Raw genomic sequence first — 15940 nt, 5'->3', positions numbered from 1 at the left:
GTGTGTCCCTTTCAAAGAACGTTGGTGATTCGTTCTCCCCACGCCCCGCAAGGCGGAACGCCGGGGAGAGGACTCCAATGTAGAAATCGCCCCCCCACGCCACCCCCACAGGATGGTGACATTGCTGTCATACAACCGACACAGATGACCGCGATGACCGAGACACTGCGGCGCCTCGGCGCTCGTCAGCCCCGGTACTGCGCACGCGCGCGGCCGGGCGCCAGAGGGTCCAGGCGCACGTCCAGCAGGCCCTCGGCATCGCCCGCGATGCGCGCCAGCGTCTGGCCGAAGGGATCGGCGAACTGGCTGCCTCCGCTGAAAGCGTAGCTGTCGCCAGGGCCCACGCGGTTGGCCATGGCGATGTAGCACTGGTTGTCCATCGCACGCACGGGCACGGCGTGGCGATGGATGTGGCCGTGGGGGTGCATCATCCCGTCCATCAGCACGATCAGGTCCACGCCCTGCGCACCCAGCGCGCGGGCCGGTGCCGCAAACTCGATGTCGAAGCAGATCAGCATTCCCAGCCGCAGGCCGCGCCATTCGCATGTGGGCCAGCGCTCACCTGCCTCGAACACGCCCTGGTCCGAGTCGTAGAGCATGGTCTTGCGGTAGTGCAGCAGCACCTGCCCGTCGGCATCGATCAGCAGGCCGGCATTGAAGCGGCGGCCCTGGTCTGCTTCGGCCAGGCCGATGGCGACGGCCACGCCGGCTTGCCGCGCGGCCTCGCGCAGCGCGGTGGCCGAGGGGCCGTCCAGCGGCTCGGCCAGCTGCGCCACGTTGTCCGGCCGGGGAAATCCGCTGATGCAGGTTTCGGGAAAGACCAGCAGGTCGGCCTGACCCGCGCTGGCCCTGATCGTCTTCAGCGTCATCGCCAGGTTGCCGGCAATGTCGCCGTCACGCAGACGGGGCTGGATGATGCGGATGCGGTGCTCCGTCATGGTGTGCGCTCCTTGGGATGCAAAGGGTGGCTGTCCTGCCGCGGCTGGCAACGGGCGGCCTCCTCGGCCTGCAGATCCAGGTTGCGGGCCAGCCCCCAGTAAAGGCTGCCGGCGACGAGAATGCCCGGCAGCCAGGCGAAGTCCACGCCGCCCAGCCGCTGCGCAGCCCAGCCGATGAAGACCGCATGGCCATCGGTGGCGTCGTGGATGTGCATGAACGGCACCATGGCTGCAAAGCCGCCCAGATAGGCGCAGATGCCGCGCCAGCCCCAGGCGCCGTAGATGCCCTGTGGCGTGAAGAAATCAGCGATGGCGTAGCGGCCCTTGCGCACCAGGAAGTAGTCCACGAGGTTGACCGCCGTCCACGGCACCAGGAAGTACAGCAGCAGCGCCAGGAAGGAATGCAGCAAAGCCACGCCGCTGCCCTGGATGGACAGCACGCACGCGAGGATGCCGACGCTGATCGCCGCGATGGCAAAAATACGGGCGGCGCGCGTGGGGCGCAGGCCGCCCAGCGAATCCGCCGCCGTGAGCACGGTCAGTGCCGCGCTGTACGTGTTCAACGCGATGATGGGCAGGAAGGCCACGACGGCCAGGGCAGGCAGCAGCCGGTCCGCGCCCGGGAACAGGCCGGTGCCGATCCGTCCCAGCGCCGCCAGCGCGTCCCCGGCCTGCAGCCGCTGCGCCATCCACGCACCCAGCCCGATCATCCAGGCTCCGGACAGCGAGGCGCCCAGGAAGATGGCCGCGATCAGGCGCCGGGGCGCAGTGTGGCTCGGCAGGTAGCGCGAATAGTCGGACACATAGGGCGCATAGGAGATGTTGTAGCTGGCCGCGATGGTGAACTGCGCGGCAAAGGCGCTCCATGCGAATCCTGGCAATGGCTCCGACCGAACGTGCAAGGCGGGCTCGCCCACGCCTGCCAGCAACGCCAGCGTGGCCAGCGCATACAGGGGCAGTGCCAGCATCAGCGCATGGCGAAAGGCCTTGTGCATCGCATCGTGGCCGCAGACCGCCAGCAAGGCGCCTGCCGCCACGGCCACGCAGGCCGTGGGCGCTGGCGGCAGGCCGAACACGGCCTGCATGCCCTGCATGATGAGCGAGACGTTGACGACGTTGAACCCCGTGAACACCAGCAGCGTGGCGCAAAGGGCCAGGGTGACGCCACGAAAGCCGAACTGGGCGCGCGACTGGATCATCTGCGGCAGCCCCAGCTGCGGCCCCTGCGCGCCGTGCAGCGCCATGAACAGCGTGCCGAACATGATGCCCAGCGCCCCGGCCAGGGCGCTCCAGGGCGCCGAGAGCCCCAGCGACGGGCCGACGAAGCCGATGGAAAGCGTGAAGAAGTGGAAGTTGCCCAGGAACCAGAACGGCCCCTGGTCGGCGAGCCGCGCGTGGCGCTCGCTGTCGGGAATGCAGTCGATGGACCGGCTCTCCACGGCGATGCGGGCACGGCCGTGCTGTCCGCTGGCGGGGCTGTTCATGGCCTTGTCCCTCCCGTTGTCCTTGCTGTTGTGGGACGAATTCTAGGCAGGGGTTCGCAGCCGCTCCATGCCAAATGCGCGAGGTTCACATCGATGGGCAAAGATGTGTGGCCCGGGATATCCCGGGCATGAAGAAACCCGCTGCAGCCAGGCTGCAGCGGGTTCCAAAGTGGCCGCCCGGGTGCTGCCCGGGCGCCGCGTCACACGGCAGGTGCCGGCGCGGCGGGCACGGGGTCTGTGCCGCTGGCCTCCGACGGATCGTTGCGATGCACCAGCCGGTACAGCAGCGGCAGCACCAGCAGGGTCAGCAGCGTGGACGACAGGATGCCGCCGATCACCACCGTGGCAAGCGGCCGCTGCACCTCGGCGCCCGTGCCCGTGGCAATGGCCATGGGCACGAAGCCCAGCGAGGCGACAAGGGCCGTCATCAGCACGGGGCGCAGGCGGGTGAGCGCGCCCTCGGTCACGGCATCGGGCACGCTGGCGCCCTGTTCGCGCAAGGTTCTGATCCAGGAGATCATGACCAGGCCGTTGAGCACGGCCACGCCCGACAGCGCGATGAAGCCCACCGCCGCCGAGATGGACAGCGGTATGTCGCGCAGCCACAGCGCCAGGATGCCGCCCGTGAGCGCGAACGGAATGCCCGTGAAGACCACCAGCCCGTCGCGCACATTGCCGAACATGGCGAACAGCAGCACGAAGACCATGAGCAGGGCCACGGGCACGACGATCTGCAGGCGGCGCGTGGCCGACTCCAGGTTCTCGAAGGTGCCGCCCCAGCGCGTCCAGTAGCCGGGCGGCAGCGACAGGCCTTGCAGCTTCTGCTGCGCCTCGCCCACGAAGGAGCCCATGTCGCGCCCGCGCACATTGGCGCTGACCACGATGCGGCGCTTGCCGTCCTCGCGGCTGACCTGATTGGGGCCGGGCGCGGTCTCGAACGCGGCCACGGCCGACAGCGGCACGAAGCCGATGCGCCCGTCCGCCCCGCGCGGCAGGGCGATGGGCAGGCGGCTCAGGGCCTGCAGGTCGTTGCGCACGGCGTCCGGCAGGCGCACCTGGATGTCGAAGCGCTTGTCGCCCTCGAACACCGTGCCGGCCTCGGTGCCGCCCATGGCGGTGCTGATGGCGTCCTGCACATCGCCCATGTTCAGACCGTAGCGCGAGGCCTTTTCGCGGTCGATCTGCACGGTGAGCATGGGCAGGCCCGTGGTCTGCTCGACCTTGACCTCGGAGGCGCCCGCGATCTGCTGCAGCATGCCGGCCACGGTCTGGGCGCTTTTCTCCAGCACGGCCATGTCGTCGCCGAAGATCTTCACGGCCACGTCGCTGCGCACGCCCGAGATCAGCTCGTTGAAGCGCAGCTGGATCGGCTGGGAGAACTCGTAGTTGTTGCCCGGGATGCGGTCCACCGACGCCTGCACGGCGGCCAGCAGCTCATCGCGCGGGCGCGCCGGGTCGGGCCACTCGCTGCGGGCTTTCAGCATGATGTAGCCGTCGGAGATGTTGGGCGGCATGGGGTCGGAGGCGATCTCGGCCGTGCCGGTGCGCGCGAACACGCGGTCGATCTCGGGGAACTCCTTCTTGAGCGCCTTCTCGATCTGCATCTGCATTTGCAGCGACTGCGTGAGGCTGGTGCCCGGGATGCGCAGCGCCTGGATGGCGAAGTCCCCCTCGTTGAGGTTGGGCGCGAACTCGCTGCCCAGGCGCGTGGCCAGCAGCAGGCTCAGCGCCACGGCCACGGCGGCGGCCGTGAGCACCACGGCGGGCGCGGCCATGACGCGCGCCAGCACGGGCGCATAGCCGCGGCGTGCCCAGCCCATGAGGCGGTTTTCCTTCTCGGCCACCTTGTCGCCCATGAACAGCGCAATCGCCGCCGGGATGAAGGTGATGGACAGCAGCATGGCGCCGGCCAGCGCAATGACCACCGTGAGCGCCATGGGGTGGAACATCTTGCCCTCCACACCCGTGAGCGCGAAGATGGGCAGGTAGACCACCATGATGATGAGCTGGCCGAACAGCAGCGGGCGGCGCGCTTCCTTCGCGGCGGCGAAGACTTCATGGAAGCGTTCGCTGCGCGTCAGCGACCGTCCTCGCGCCTCCTGCGCATGCGCCAGGCGGCGCACGCAGTTCTCCACGATGACCACGGCGCCGTCGATGATGATGCCGAAGTCCAGCGCCCCCAGGCTCATGAGGTTGGCGCTGACCTTGTAGTGCACCATGCCCGTGAAGGTGAACAGCATGGACAGCGGGATGATCAGCGCCGTGATCAGCGCCGCGCGCAGGTTGCCCAGGAACAGGAAGAGGATGACCACCACCAGGGCCGCGCCCTCCACCAGGTTCTTCTTGACCGTGGCGATGGCCTTGTCCACCAGGTTGGTGCGGTCGTAGACGGTGATGGCCTTGACGCCCGGGGGCAGGCCCCGGTTGATCTCGGCCATGCGCTGGTCCACGGCGCGCGAGACGGTGCGGCTGTTCTCGCCGATCAGCATGAACACCGTGCCCAGCACCACCTCGCGGCCGTTGTCGGTGGCCGCGCCCGTGCGCAGCTCCTGGCCCAGGCCGACCTCGGCCAGGTCGCGGATGCGGATGGGCTGGCCCTGGGCCGAACCCACGATGACCTCGCGGATGTCGGCGATGCCGCCGACCTGGCCCGGCGCGCGGATCAGGTACTGCTCGCCCTGGCGCTCGATGTAGCCGGCGCCCACGTTGGCGTTGTTGCGCTGCAGGGCGGTGACGATGTCGGCCAGCGTGAAGCCGTAGGCGGCCAGCTTCTCGGGCGCGGGCGCCACCAGGTACTCCTTGGCGTAGCCGCCGATGGAGTTGATCTCGGTGACGCCGGGCACGTTGCGCAGCTGCGGCTTGATGACCCAGTCCTGGATCTCGCGCAGGTCCATGGGCGTGTAGGGCGTGCCGTCGGGCTTTTTCGCACCGTCCTCGGCCTCCACGGTCCACAGGTAGATCTCGCCCAGGCCCGTGGAGATGGGGCCCAGCGTGGGCGTGATGCCCGCAGGCAGGCTGTCGCGCGCCTGCTGTATGCGCTCGCCCACCAGCTGCCGCGCGAAGTAGATGTCCGTGCCGTCCTTGAACACCACGGTGACCTGGGACAGGCCGTAGCGCGACAGCGAGCGCGTCTGCTCCAGGTGGGGCAGGCCGGCCATCACCGTCTCTATGGGATAGGTGACGCGCTGCTCGGTCTCCAGCGGCGAGTAGCCGCTGGCCTGGGTGTTGATCTGCACCTGGACATTGGTGATGTCGGGCACGGCGTCGATGGGCAGGCGCTGGTAGTTGTAGATGCCCAGGCCCGCCATGGCCAGCACGGCCAGCAGGACCAGCCAGCGCTGCTCTATGGCGAATCGGATGATGCGTTCAAACATGGAGTTCTCCGTTCATGCCCGCATCAATGGGAGTGCTCGGCCGTGGCCTTGCCCAGCTCGGCCTTGAGCATGAAGCTGCCCTCGGCCACGTAGGATTGGCCGGGTTTCAGGCCTTCCAGCACCTCGGTGGTCTTGCCGTCGGCGCGGCCCACGCGTACCGGCTGGGCGCGAAAGCCCCCCTGCACGGGCACGAAGACCACGGTCTGCTGCTCCATCTTCTGCAGTGCCTGCGTGGCCACGGCCAGCGGCGCCTGCCGGGACGATGCCGTCAGCTCCACATTCACGAACAGGCCCGGGCGCCACACGCCGTCGGGGTTGGGCAGGGTGATGCGCGCGGGGGCCGTGCGCGTGTCCTGGCCGATCAGGGCGCCCACATAGGCCACCTCGCCCGTGGCCGAGGAGTCGAAGGCCGTGGCGCGCACCGTGGCCTTCTCGCCCACGCGCACGGCGGGCAGGTCGGGCGCGGCCACGCGCATCTCGGCCCAGACGCTGCGCAGGTCGGAGATGGTGAAGACCTGGGTGGTGTCCTGCACGGCCTCGCCCACGGACAGGTGCTTTTCCACGATCACGCCGTCAAACGGCGCGCGCAGCTCGAAGCGGTTGAGCCCGCCCGCACCACCGCCGGCACCGGCGCCCGTGGCGGCCAGCTTCTGCTGGGCGTTGGAGACGGCGATCTCGGCCTCGCGCAGCGCCTGGCGCGCCTGCAGGTAGTCCTGCTCGGCCGAGACCTTTTCCTCCCACAGCTGCTTTTCACGCGCATAGGTGGTGCGGGCCAGCTCCAGGCGCTTGCCGGCGGCCAGCAGTTCGCTGCGCTGCTCGGAGACGGCGGCGCTGCTGAGCACGGCCAGCAGCTGGCCCTTCTTCACGTTCTGGCCCAGGTTGGCGGGAACGCTCTCGGCAATTCCGGCCACGCGCGGCACGACGTGGGCCGTGCGGTCTTCGTTGAAGCGGATCTCCCCGGGCAGCTGCAGCACGGAGCGCACGGTGGCCGGGCCGGCCTCGGCCAGGCGCACGCCGGCCGCCTGCATGCGCTGGGCGTCCATGGCGATCAGGCCTTCGTCGTCGCCATGGCCGGCTTCGGCGGCGGCTGCGGGTTTGGCGGCAGGCTTGGCCTCGGCTTTTTCCGCCTTGGAATCTTCATGGTGCTCATCGTCGGCATGGCCTTCGTCGTGCTTGTGGCCATCTCCGGCTGCAGCGCCGTGGTGCTCGCCATCGGCATGGCCTGCGGCCTCGCTGTGGCCGTGGCCATGGCTGTCGGCCTTGGCGGCACCCGGCGGGCCGCTGCGCAGGATCAGCGTGGCGGCCAGCGCACCCACGGCCAGGATGACGGCAATGGCCACGAGGGTGCGGCGCGGTCCGAGGGGGGAGGAGGAGGGCTTGGTGTTCATGGTCTGGATGCAATCAGGTTGCTATCGGGGTCAGAGGCCGGCTTCTGTGCCGAGCAGGCGGTCGATGTCGGCGGCGGCGCGGTGCGTGGCCAGCAGCTGGTCCAGGTACTGGCTGCGCGCCTCGGACCAGGTGCGCTGCGCGTCCAGCACGTCCAGGTAGGCGAACTTGCCCAGCGCAAAGCCGCGCGAGGCCAGCTCGTAGGCCGTGCGCGCCGTGGGCAGCACCTCCTCGGCCAGCTGGCGCGCCTGCTCGCGGCTGGCCTGCAGCAGCTCGCGCGCCTCGAACAGCTGGGCCTGCAGCTGAACGCGCGTGGCCAGCAACTGCTCCTCGGCCTGGTCGGCCAGGCGCAGGGCCTGCAGCTGGTTGCCCCGGTTGCTGTCGAGCACGGGCAGGGGCACGGAGACGCCGACCACGAGCTGGTTGCGCCCGACCTCGGTGGCGCGCTTGACGCCCAGGCTGACGGTGGGATCGGGCAGGCGGCGCGCACGCTCCAGGTCGGCCGTGGCGCGGCTTTGCTCCAGCGCCTGGCGCGCACGCAGCACGGCGGGAGCCTGTTCGATGCGCTGCTGCAGGGCTGCCAGTTCCGGCAGCTGGGGCAGCGCGTCCACGGCGCCCTCGGCCTGGCCGAAGGGGCGTACGCTCTCGCCCCACAGCGCCTGCAGCTGGCCGCGCGCCACGCGCAGGGCAGAGCGGGCCCGGGCCTGCTCCAGCAGGGCGCCGGACTCGGCCACGCGGGCCCGGGTCTCCTCCAGCGGCGCCACCTTGCCGGCCGCCACGCGCCGGGCCGCCGCTTCGCGCGCGCTGCTGGCGATCTCCAGCGTCTGCCCGGCCAGGACCACGCGCTGCTGCGCGGCCAGCACGCCGAAAAAGGCCGCGCCCACATCGGCGCGCAGCGCGGCCTCGGCCCCTGCCAGTTCGGCGCGGGCCAGGTCGCGGCCGCGCTCGGCCACGCGCATGCGGGCCTCGCGCTTGCCGCCCACTTCCAGGGTCTGGTTCAGCTGCACGGTCAGCGTGCGGGTGCTGCGGCGCGTGTCCTCCTGCGACCAGGCCAGCTCGGGATTGGGCCGGGCCTGGCTTTGCAGCACGGCCCCCTCCGTGGCGGCCAGCGCCTGGCGGGCCGCGCGCAGGCCGGGATTGCCGTCCAGCGCCAGGGCCAGTGCCTGCTGCAGGTCCAGCGGCAGGCCATCAGGAAGGGATGCGCCTGCAAAGGCGGGTGGCGCCACGGAATCGGCCGGTGGCTCGGCGGCCTGCACGACGCCGCAGGCGGCCAGCGCCGCCAGCACCCACGGTGCGAAGGCTGTCCTCGACGGAAAGGACGAAGGAAAAGACATACACGGGCTCCTTGCCCGCAGCGCGGATCAGGCGTGATCGCTTGGTCGATCAGGCCCCACGCCACAGGGCGCGCACGGACGAGGGCCGCTGCGCGCGAAGGGATTTCTGGAAAATGCCGGTCCGGGGCGAAACAGGGCGATGAACGCCGAATGCCTGGCCGGCGGCTGCAGGAGCGTCAGCCCTGCCAGCGGGGCCGGTCGGGACGCAGCAGCACGGCCGAGGCATGCCGGCGCAGCGGCTCGGCGAATTGCGCGGGCGGCGGGGCCACCGGCGCCGCCTGCCAGTGCTGTGTGGCAGCGGCCACCCAGGCGTGGCACATGGAGCAGTCCACGCTGAGCGAGGACTGCAGGCCCTGGTCGGCCTTTTGCGCAGGCGGGCCGGACTCGGCATCCGTGCCCGTGCCCGCATGGCGCTCGGCACCCATGCCGTGCAGGCTCACGCCATGGACATGGTGGCCGAAGTGCCGGGTCTCATGCCCGTCGTGGCGGCACAGCGCAGCGGCCGCCATCCAGGTCCACTGGAACAGCAGCGCGATCACGAGGATGGCAAGGGCGGCAAGACGGGGCCGGGTCATGGAAGAGGGCATGGCAGAAGTGCGGGATTGTCGGGCATGGCGTTTGACCCCAATCGCGACTGCCCCATGCCGGCGAGTCTAGGGCGGCGCAGCGACCCGGCGCTGTCGGGCACATGACAAATTTGTCATCTCCGAAAACCCTTGCCTGCCCCGACAATGCTCGGCATGAAAGTCCTGGTCATCGAAGACGAAACCAAGCTGGCCGACTACCTCCGCAAGGGCCTGACCGAGGAGGGGTTCGTGGTCGATGTCGCGCACAACGGCATCGACGGCCTGCACCTGGCCACCGAGCTGGCCTACGACCTCATCGTGCTCGACGGCATGCTGCCCGGCATCGACGGCCTGGCCGTGCTGGCGGCGCTGCGCCAGTCGCGCCAGACACCGGTGCTGATGCTGACGGCGCGCGGCCAGGTGGAGGACCGCGTGCGCGGCCTGCAAGGCGGCGCCGACGACTACCTGGTCAAGCCCTTCGCGTTCTCCGAGCTGGTGGCGCGCATGCATGTGCTGCTGCGCCGCGGCGGCGGCACGGCCCAGCCTGCGGCCGAGGCCACCACGCTGCGCATGGCCGACCTGGAGCTGGACCTGATACGCCGCCGCGCCACGCGCGCCGGCCAGCGCCTGGACCTGACGGCCAAGGAATTCAACCTGCTGAGCCTGCTGCTGCGCCGCCAGGGCGAGGTGCTGTCGCGCACCGAGCTGGCCTCCCAGGTCTGGGACATGAATTTCGACAGCGAGACCAATGTGGTCGAGGTGGCCGTGCGCCGCCTGCGCCTGAAGCTGGACCAGCCCTTCGCGCAGCCGCTGCTGCACACGGTGCGCGGCATGGGCTATGTGCTGGAGTCGCGCGCACCGTGAGCGTTGCCCCTGCCGACATTCCCCACCTGGGCCGGCGCCTGTCGCGCTGGCTGGCCCTGCAGACCATGCTGGGCCTGGGCCTGGTGTGCGCGGCCGTCTACGGGGTGGCATCGATGACGCTGGAGCAGCACCAGCACGAGACGCTGGACCTCAAGCAGCAGGCCGTGCTGCACCTGATGACCGAAAGCCGCAGCGCCCACAACGAAGCCGGGCTGGCCCACATGCTGGACGACTTTCTCACGGGCCTGGACGAGATGTCGCTGCGCATCACCGACCTGCAGGGCCGCGTGCTCTACGAGCGCCTGCGCACGCCCAAGAATCCCGGCCGCACGCTGCAGCGCAGCTTCGAGGTCGTGCTGGCCGACTCCGGCCAGCAGGCCCGTGCCCAGCTCACGCTGGACCGGGCCGAAGACGACCGGCAACTGTCCCTGCTGGCCTGGACGCTGGCCCTGGCTGCCGTGGGCGGCGCGCTGCTGGTGTCGCTGACCGGCATCTGGCTGGTGCGCCTGGGCCTGGCGCCGCTGCGACAGCTGACCGAGCAGACGCGCCAGCTGTCGGCCCAGGACCTGCAGCGGCGCCTGGACGACAGCGGGCAGCCGCAGGAGCTGCGGCCGCTGATCGCACAGTTCAACGCCCTGCTGGAGCGGCTGTCCGTGGCCTACCGGCAGATGGAGGCCTTCAACGCCGACGTGGCCCATGAGCTGAACACGCCGCTGACCACGCTGATCAGCAGCTGCGAGCTGGCCCTGCGCAAGCCGCGCAGCGAGGCCGAGCTGCGCGAGGTGCTGGCTTCCAACCTGGAGGACCTGCGGCGCATGGCCGGCATCGTGGCCGACATGCTGTTTCTCTCCCAGGCCGACCGGGGCCAGGGCGCGCGCCTGGCGCCCTGGGCCAGCCTGGCCGCGCTGGCCCATGAGGTCATCGACTTCCACGAGGCCGCGCTGCAGGAGGCCGACCTGCAGGTCGTCGTCCAGGGCGACGCGGCCGCCGAGGTCGATGCGCGGCTGCTGCGCCGGGCGCTGTCCAACCTGCTGGGCAATGCCACACGCTATGCACAGCGCGGCTCCACCATCACCGTGCAGATCGGCGCGCGGCCCTGTACCCACCACGGGGGCGCCGGCGATGTGGCGCTGGCGGTGCTCAACCGGGGCCCGGCCATCGATCCCGTCCACCTGCCGCGCCTGTTCGACCGCTTCTACCGCGCCGACGCCGCGCGCAGCCAGGCCGACCGCAACCATGGCCTGGGCCTGGCCATCGTGGCCGCCATCGCGCGCATGCACGGCGGGCGCTGCTTTGCCGAGTCCGAGGGCGGCTTCACGCGCATCGGCCTGGAGCTGCCCGACAGCCCGAGCCCGCCGCGCGATTCCCCGGCCTGAACACAGGCACCGGAGCGGCGGCACAATGGCGCCCCATGACGCAAGACGCCCCCTCCTCCTACGCAACGCTGCTGGCCGAAGGCAATGCCCTGGTGGCCCAGGCGCAGCGGGCCGCCACCCAGGATTTCGCCCAGGCCCGGGCGCTGTGGCAGCAGGCCGGCAAGCATTTCTATCTGGCCCATAAGGCCGACCCGGACCAGGCGGAAGCCGCGTTTCGCCTGGCCCAGGCCTGGATGGCCGAAGCCCATGCGCTGCAAAAGGAAGACTCGCCAGACGCCGTGGTGATGTGGCGCAACGCCGCCGCGCAATGCGAGCTGGCGTTCGACCTGGAGCCCGAGAACGGCCGCCTGGCCATGACGGCCGCCAGCTGCCACATGTTCGGCGGCCAGCATGACGCGGCCAAGGCCTGGCAGCAGATCGGCCAGCATCTGCTGCCGCCGGCGCCCGAAGGCGACGGCGCCTGAAGCCAGGCTACAGCGCGATCAGCTTGAACACGGCCCTCGCCGTGCACACGGCCTGGCCCGCGCTGTCCAGCACATCGCCCTCGCAGAACACGGTGCGCGCGCCTGCGCGCAGCACGCGGGCCTCGATCAGCAGGTCGGTGGTGGCCGATGCCAGGAAATGCGTGCTCATCTCGATGGTCACCACGCCCAGCCCCAGCGGGTTGGACGAGCGCGCGGCCGCGCTCAGCGTGAAGTCCAGCGCGCTCATCAGCGCGCCGCCATGGCCATGCCCCCGGCTGTTGGCCAGGTGCGGGCGCATGGGCAGCCGCGTGCGCGCCAGGCCGGGCGCCAGGCTCACGGGCTCCAGGCCGATGTGGGACATGAAGGGCACGTCGATGCCGAAGTAGCCGCGCGCCAGCGCGGCGGCCTCCAGGTCCGGGGTGGTGGAGATTCCAACGGCGTTCATCCGATCTCCGCAATCGCCTGGCCTTCGGCCACCGGCTCGCCCACGGCCACGAGCATGCGGCGCACGACGCCTGCCACCTCGCTTTCCACGGGAATCTCCATCTTCATGGACTCCACGATGATGAGGGTGTCGCCCAGGGCGACGGTGCCGCCTTCGGCGGCTTCCACAGCGGCCACGAGGCCGGCGATGGGGCTTGTGATCATGTTCGGGGTGGTGGTCATGGGTAGGGCTTTCAAAGGGGGGCCAGCACGCGCTGGGCGATGCCGGTGTCGATGCGCAGGTCCAGGAAATCGGCGTGGCCCAGGATGCGTTCGATGAAGGGGATGTTGGTCTTCACGCCCTCGATGCGGGTCTGCGCCAGTGCCTGGCGCAGCCGTGCGATGGCCTGGGCGCGGTCGCTGCCATGGGCCACGAGCTTGGCGACCATGGGGTCGTAGAAGGGCGTGACGCTGCAGCCCTGGGCATAGCCGGTCTCCACGCGCAGGCCTTCTCCCTGGGGCATCTCGAAGCGGTCCAGGCGCCCTGGCGAGGGCAGGAAGCGCACGGGGTCTTCGGCATAGATGCGCGCCTCGATGGCATGGCCGCTGGCCACGGGTTCGGCGGGCAGCACGTCGCCCATGCGCTCGCCGGCGGCCAGGCGGATCTGGGCCTCGACGATGTCGATGCCCGTGATCTCCTCGGTCACCGCATGCTCGACCTGCAGCCGCGTGTTCATCTCCAGGAAGACAAAGCCGTGCTGCGGCGTGTAGAGCATCTCCACGGTGCCGATCACGTCATAGCCCGTGCGCGCCAGCAGGCCGGCCAGCAGTTGCCGCATGTCGGCCAGGGCCTGCGCGGGAATGCCTGCGGGGCGGGCCTCTTCCACCACCTTCTGGTGGCGGCGCTGCACCGAGCAGTCGCGCTCGAACAGCACGCGCACCTCGCCATGGCGGTCGGCCAGCACCTGGAACTCGATGTGGCGCGGCGCCTCGATCAGCTTTTCCAGGTACAGCTCGGCCGTGCCGAAGTACTTGGCGGCAATGCCGCTGGCCTTGGACCAGGCGGCCTCCAGCTGCGGTGCATCGTGCGCGGGCAGCATGCCGATGCCGCCGCCCCCGCCTGCGGGCTTGACCAGCACGGGAAAGCCGATGCGCGCCGCCTCCGCCTGCGCCTCCTGCACGCTGTGCAGCACGGCCGAGCTGGCCGCCTGCGGCATGCCCTGGGCGGCCATGAAGGCCCGCGCCTGGGTCTTGTGGCCCAGCGTGCGTATCCAGTGCGGCGAGGGGCCGATGAAGCACAGGCCCTGGCGCTGCACGGCCTCGGCGAAGTCCGCGTTCTCGGAGAGAAAGCCGTAGCCCGGGTGCACGGCATCGGCGCCGGTCTCGCGCGCCACCTGCAGCAGCCGCGCCTGGTCCAGATAGCTTTGCGCGGCGGGCGCAGGGCCTATGCACACGGCCTGGTCGGCCGCGCGCACATAGGGCAGGCTGGCATCGGCCTCGGAGTACACGGCCACGGATTCAAGGCCCATGCGCCGCAGCGTGCGGATCACGCGCGCGGCCACGGCGCCCCGGTTAGCGACCAGCACGCGGCGGATGGGGTGCGGGGCGCCGCTCATGCCGCCTCCGAGGACGCCGCTGGCGTGGCGGCCACGGCCACCACCGCATCGACGATCACCGGCGCCTGCGCGCCGCGCGCCACGAGCACGGGATTGGCGTCGACCGACTGCACGCGCCCGCCCTGGGCCAGCATCCAGTCGCCCAGCCGCACCATCATGGCGGCCACGGCATCCAGCTCCACGGCCGGCATGCCGCGCACGGCCGCAAAGGCCGGGGCGATGGACAGGCGCGCAAGGGCATCCAGCGCCTGCCGCGCACTGAAGGGGGCGACAAGGAACTGCACGTCCCTGAGCGCCTCCACCAGCACGCCGCCCTGGCCGACCATGACCACCACGCCGAATTCGGCATCCACATGGGCACCCAGCGCCAGCTCGAAGTCGGCCCTGTGCTGGGCTCCCAGCAGCAGGCCGCCATCGGCCACGCCCAGGCGGGCCAGCGTGGCGGCGAAGTCGCCAAAGGCCTGCAGCGCCTGCTCCGCATCGCGGATGTTCAGCCGCACCAGGCCATGCTCGGACTTGTGCGAGAGATCGGCGGACACGCCCTTGGCCACCAGGGGCAGCGGCAGGGATTCGAGGGCGGCGCGCACCTCGTCCTCGCTCCTGCAGACCAGATGGCGCATCACCGGCAGGCCGGCGCGGGCCAGCTCGGACAGGCTGGAGGGCTCGTCAAGCGTGAGGGAGCGGGAGGCCGCCACCGGCACCGATGCCTCGGCAGACGGCACCTGTGCCTGCCTGCCACCGGCCTGCTCGGCCAGCAGCGCCAGGCCGCGCATGGCGGCGCGTTCGCTCCAGAAGGTGGGCACGCCCTGGTCCTGGAAGGCCTGGGCCACCCAGTCCTGGTTGACGCTGACCGCAATGGGCACGCCGGTATCGCGCGCAAAGCGGCTGGCCTGGCCCGCGAAGTCGGCGAAGTCATAGCCCTCGCCGCCGATCGGGAAGCCCACGTGCACCAGATCGGCGGCACCGCTGCCCGACAAGGCCCGCAGCGTGTCGCCAAAGGTCTGCGGCCTGCCCAGCAGGGCCGTGGTCATGTCGATGGGATTGCGCGCCGTGACATAGGACGGCAGGGCCTGGGACAGGCCGTCCAGCGTGGCGGCATCGAACGGCTCCAGGGCCAGGCCGTATTCCTCGGCCGCGTCGGCCGACAGCACGCAGGTGGCGCCCGAATTGCTGATGCTGACCACGCGGCGACCGCGCGGCGCGGGCTGGGACAGGAACAGCGGCGCGTAGTCGATCAGCTCGCGGAAGTCGGCCAGGCGCGGTATGCCGTGCTGGCGCAGGAAGGCATCGGCCAGCGCGTCCTCGGCCGCCAGCGCGCCCGTGTGCGAGCTGGCCGTGGCCTGGCCTGCGCGCGTGCGGCCGGCCTTCACGGCCAGGATGGTGATGCCGCGCGCATGCGCCAGGCGTGCGGCCTCGGCCAGCCAGGCGCTTTGCCGCAGCGTCTCGATGTAGAGCACGACCAGGCGGATGCCTTCGTCCTCGACCACGGCGCGCACGGCTTCGGCCGCGCAGACATCGGCCTCGTTGCCCGTGGACAGCATGTAGCGCACGCCGATGCCCGCGCGGCGCAGGCCGCCGTAGAGAATGGCCGCGCCCGCGCCGCTCTGGCTGACGATGGCCACGGGGCCGTCGGCCGGCGCGTTCTCGTTGATCATGGTCGAGAAGTTGAGGATGGCGCCCGTGGCGAAGTTGGCCACGCCCTGGCAGTTGGGGCCGAACAGTCGCAGCCCGCCGCCTGGCGAACGGCGCGCCCGCGCCACCAGGTCGGCCTGCTGCCGGCGGCCCTCCTCGCCCAGCTCCGCAAAGCCCGAGGAATAGATCACGGCCAGGCGCGCGCCCACGGCCACGCAGTCGTCGATGGCGGCGGCCACGTCCTCGCCGGGCAGGCTGATGACCACGGCATCGGGCGCCTCGGGCAGCGCGCGCAGCGAGGGGTAGGCGGCCAGGCCCTGGACCTCGGCGCGCTTGGGATTGACGGGCAGGATGCGGCCTGCGAAACCGTGGCGCCGCAGGTAGTCGATGGGCCGGCCACCGGCCTTGATGGGGTTGTCGGATGCGCCAAGGATGGCGACGGAGCGGGGGTTCAGTGCTTGCAACAGAGACATGCGTACCTCA

General features: G+C 70.8%; 13 protein-coding genes. 3 read left to right on the top strand and 10 right to left on the bottom strand.

What is annotated here, in order from left to right; all coding sequences use genetic code 11:
• Positions 1–185: 185 nt before the first annotated feature.
• From ACN20X_RS05400 to ACN20X_RS05375, 6 genes are all read right to left on the bottom strand, one after another.
• Complete coding sequence (locus ACN20X_RS05400; RefSeq protein ID WP_016451966.1) at positions 186–938, bottom strand: carbon-nitrogen hydrolase family protein; 753 nt, start codon at positions 936–938, stop codon at positions 186–188.
• Positions 935–2422 (bottom strand): purine-cytosine permease family protein, encoded by a 1488-nt coding sequence (locus ACN20X_RS05395; RefSeq protein WP_016451967.1) that lies wholly within the window; start codon positions 2420–2422, stop codon positions 935–937. The genes ACN20X_RS05400 and ACN20X_RS05395 overlap by 4 nt, the downstream gene beginning before the upstream one ends.
• Before the next feature lie 200 nt (positions 2423–2622).
• Positions 2623–5796, bottom strand: a complete 3174-nt coding sequence (locus ACN20X_RS05390; RefSeq protein WP_473210348.1) for a CusA/CzcA family heavy metal efflux RND transporter — start codon at positions 5794–5796, stop codon at positions 2623–2625.
• Positions 5797–5819: 23 nt separating this feature from the next.
• Entirely contained in the window at positions 5820–7184 is a 1365-nt protein-coding gene (locus tag ACN20X_RS05385) for an efflux RND transporter periplasmic adaptor subunit (protein ID WP_473210347.1), read from the bottom strand.
• A 30-nt stretch (positions 7185–7214) separates the two neighbouring features.
• On the bottom strand, positions 7215–8516 hold the full coding sequence (locus ACN20X_RS05380) for a TolC family protein (RefSeq protein ID WP_473210346.1): 1302 nt from the start codon (positions 8514–8516) through the stop codon (positions 7215–7217).
• Between the two features lie 176 nt (positions 8517–8692).
• Entirely contained in the window at positions 8693–9103 is a 411-nt protein-coding gene (locus tag ACN20X_RS05375; protein WP_223275155.1) for a hypothetical protein, read from the bottom strand.
• A gap of 153 nt (positions 9104–9256) precedes the next feature.
• On the opposite strand from ACN20X_RS05375, the gene ACN20X_RS05370 reads away from it, so the two are divergent.
• The 3 genes from ACN20X_RS05370 to ACN20X_RS05360 are packed head-to-tail and all read left to right on the top strand — an operon-like array spanning position 9257 to position 11786.
• Positions 9257–9946 (top strand): heavy metal response regulator transcription factor, encoded by a 690-nt coding sequence (locus ACN20X_RS05370; protein WP_026062596.1) that lies wholly within the window; start codon positions 9257–9259, stop codon positions 9944–9946.
• Positions 9943–11322, top strand: coding sequence for a heavy metal sensor histidine kinase (locus ACN20X_RS05365; protein WP_043789226.1), 1380 nt, complete (start codon positions 9943–9945; stop codon positions 11320–11322). Before ACN20X_RS05370 ends, ACN20X_RS05365 begins: the two co-directional genes overlap by 4 nt.
• A gap of 35 nt (positions 11323–11357) precedes the next feature.
• Positions 11358–11786 (top strand): hypothetical protein, encoded by a 429-nt coding sequence (locus ACN20X_RS05360; RefSeq protein WP_043789224.1) that lies wholly within the window; start codon positions 11358–11360, stop codon positions 11784–11786.
• 7 nt (positions 11787–11793) lie between these two features.
• Here the strand turns inward: ACN20X_RS05360 and ACN20X_RS05355 are convergent, their stop codons facing one another.
• Genes ACN20X_RS05355 through ACN20X_RS05340 form a run of 4 tightly spaced genes read right to left on the bottom strand, consistent with a single transcriptional unit; the run spans position 11794 to position 15930 of the window.
• A complete protein-coding gene (locus ACN20X_RS05355) occupies positions 11794–12231 on the bottom strand; it encodes a PaaI family thioesterase (RefSeq protein ID WP_154835963.1) in 438 nt (145 codons plus the stop codon).
• Positions 12228–12452: an acyl-CoA carboxylase biotin carboxyl carrier protein subunit gene (locus ACN20X_RS05350; protein WP_012203026.1), complete on the bottom strand. Its 225-nt coding sequence runs from the start codon at positions 12450–12452 to the stop codon at positions 12228–12230. Before ACN20X_RS05350 ends, ACN20X_RS05355 begins: the two co-directional genes overlap by 4 nt.
• 11 nt (positions 12453–12463) lie before the next feature.
• Positions 12464–13825, bottom strand: coding sequence for an acetyl-CoA carboxylase biotin carboxylase subunit (locus ACN20X_RS05345; RefSeq protein WP_312840362.1), 1362 nt, complete (start codon positions 13823–13825; stop codon positions 12464–12466).
• Positions 13822–15930, bottom strand: a complete 2109-nt coding sequence (locus tag ACN20X_RS05340; RefSeq protein ID WP_473210345.1) for an acetate--CoA ligase family protein — start codon at positions 15928–15930, stop codon at positions 13822–13824. The genes ACN20X_RS05345 and ACN20X_RS05340 overlap by 4 nt, the downstream gene beginning before the upstream one ends.
• Positions 15931–15940: the final 10 nt, after the last annotated feature.

This window comes from Delftia sp. PX-1 (genome assembly GCF_055797465.1).
The sequence above is the reverse complement of the archived record's forward strand: the minus strand, read 5'-3'. Positions and strand labels throughout refer to the sequence as shown.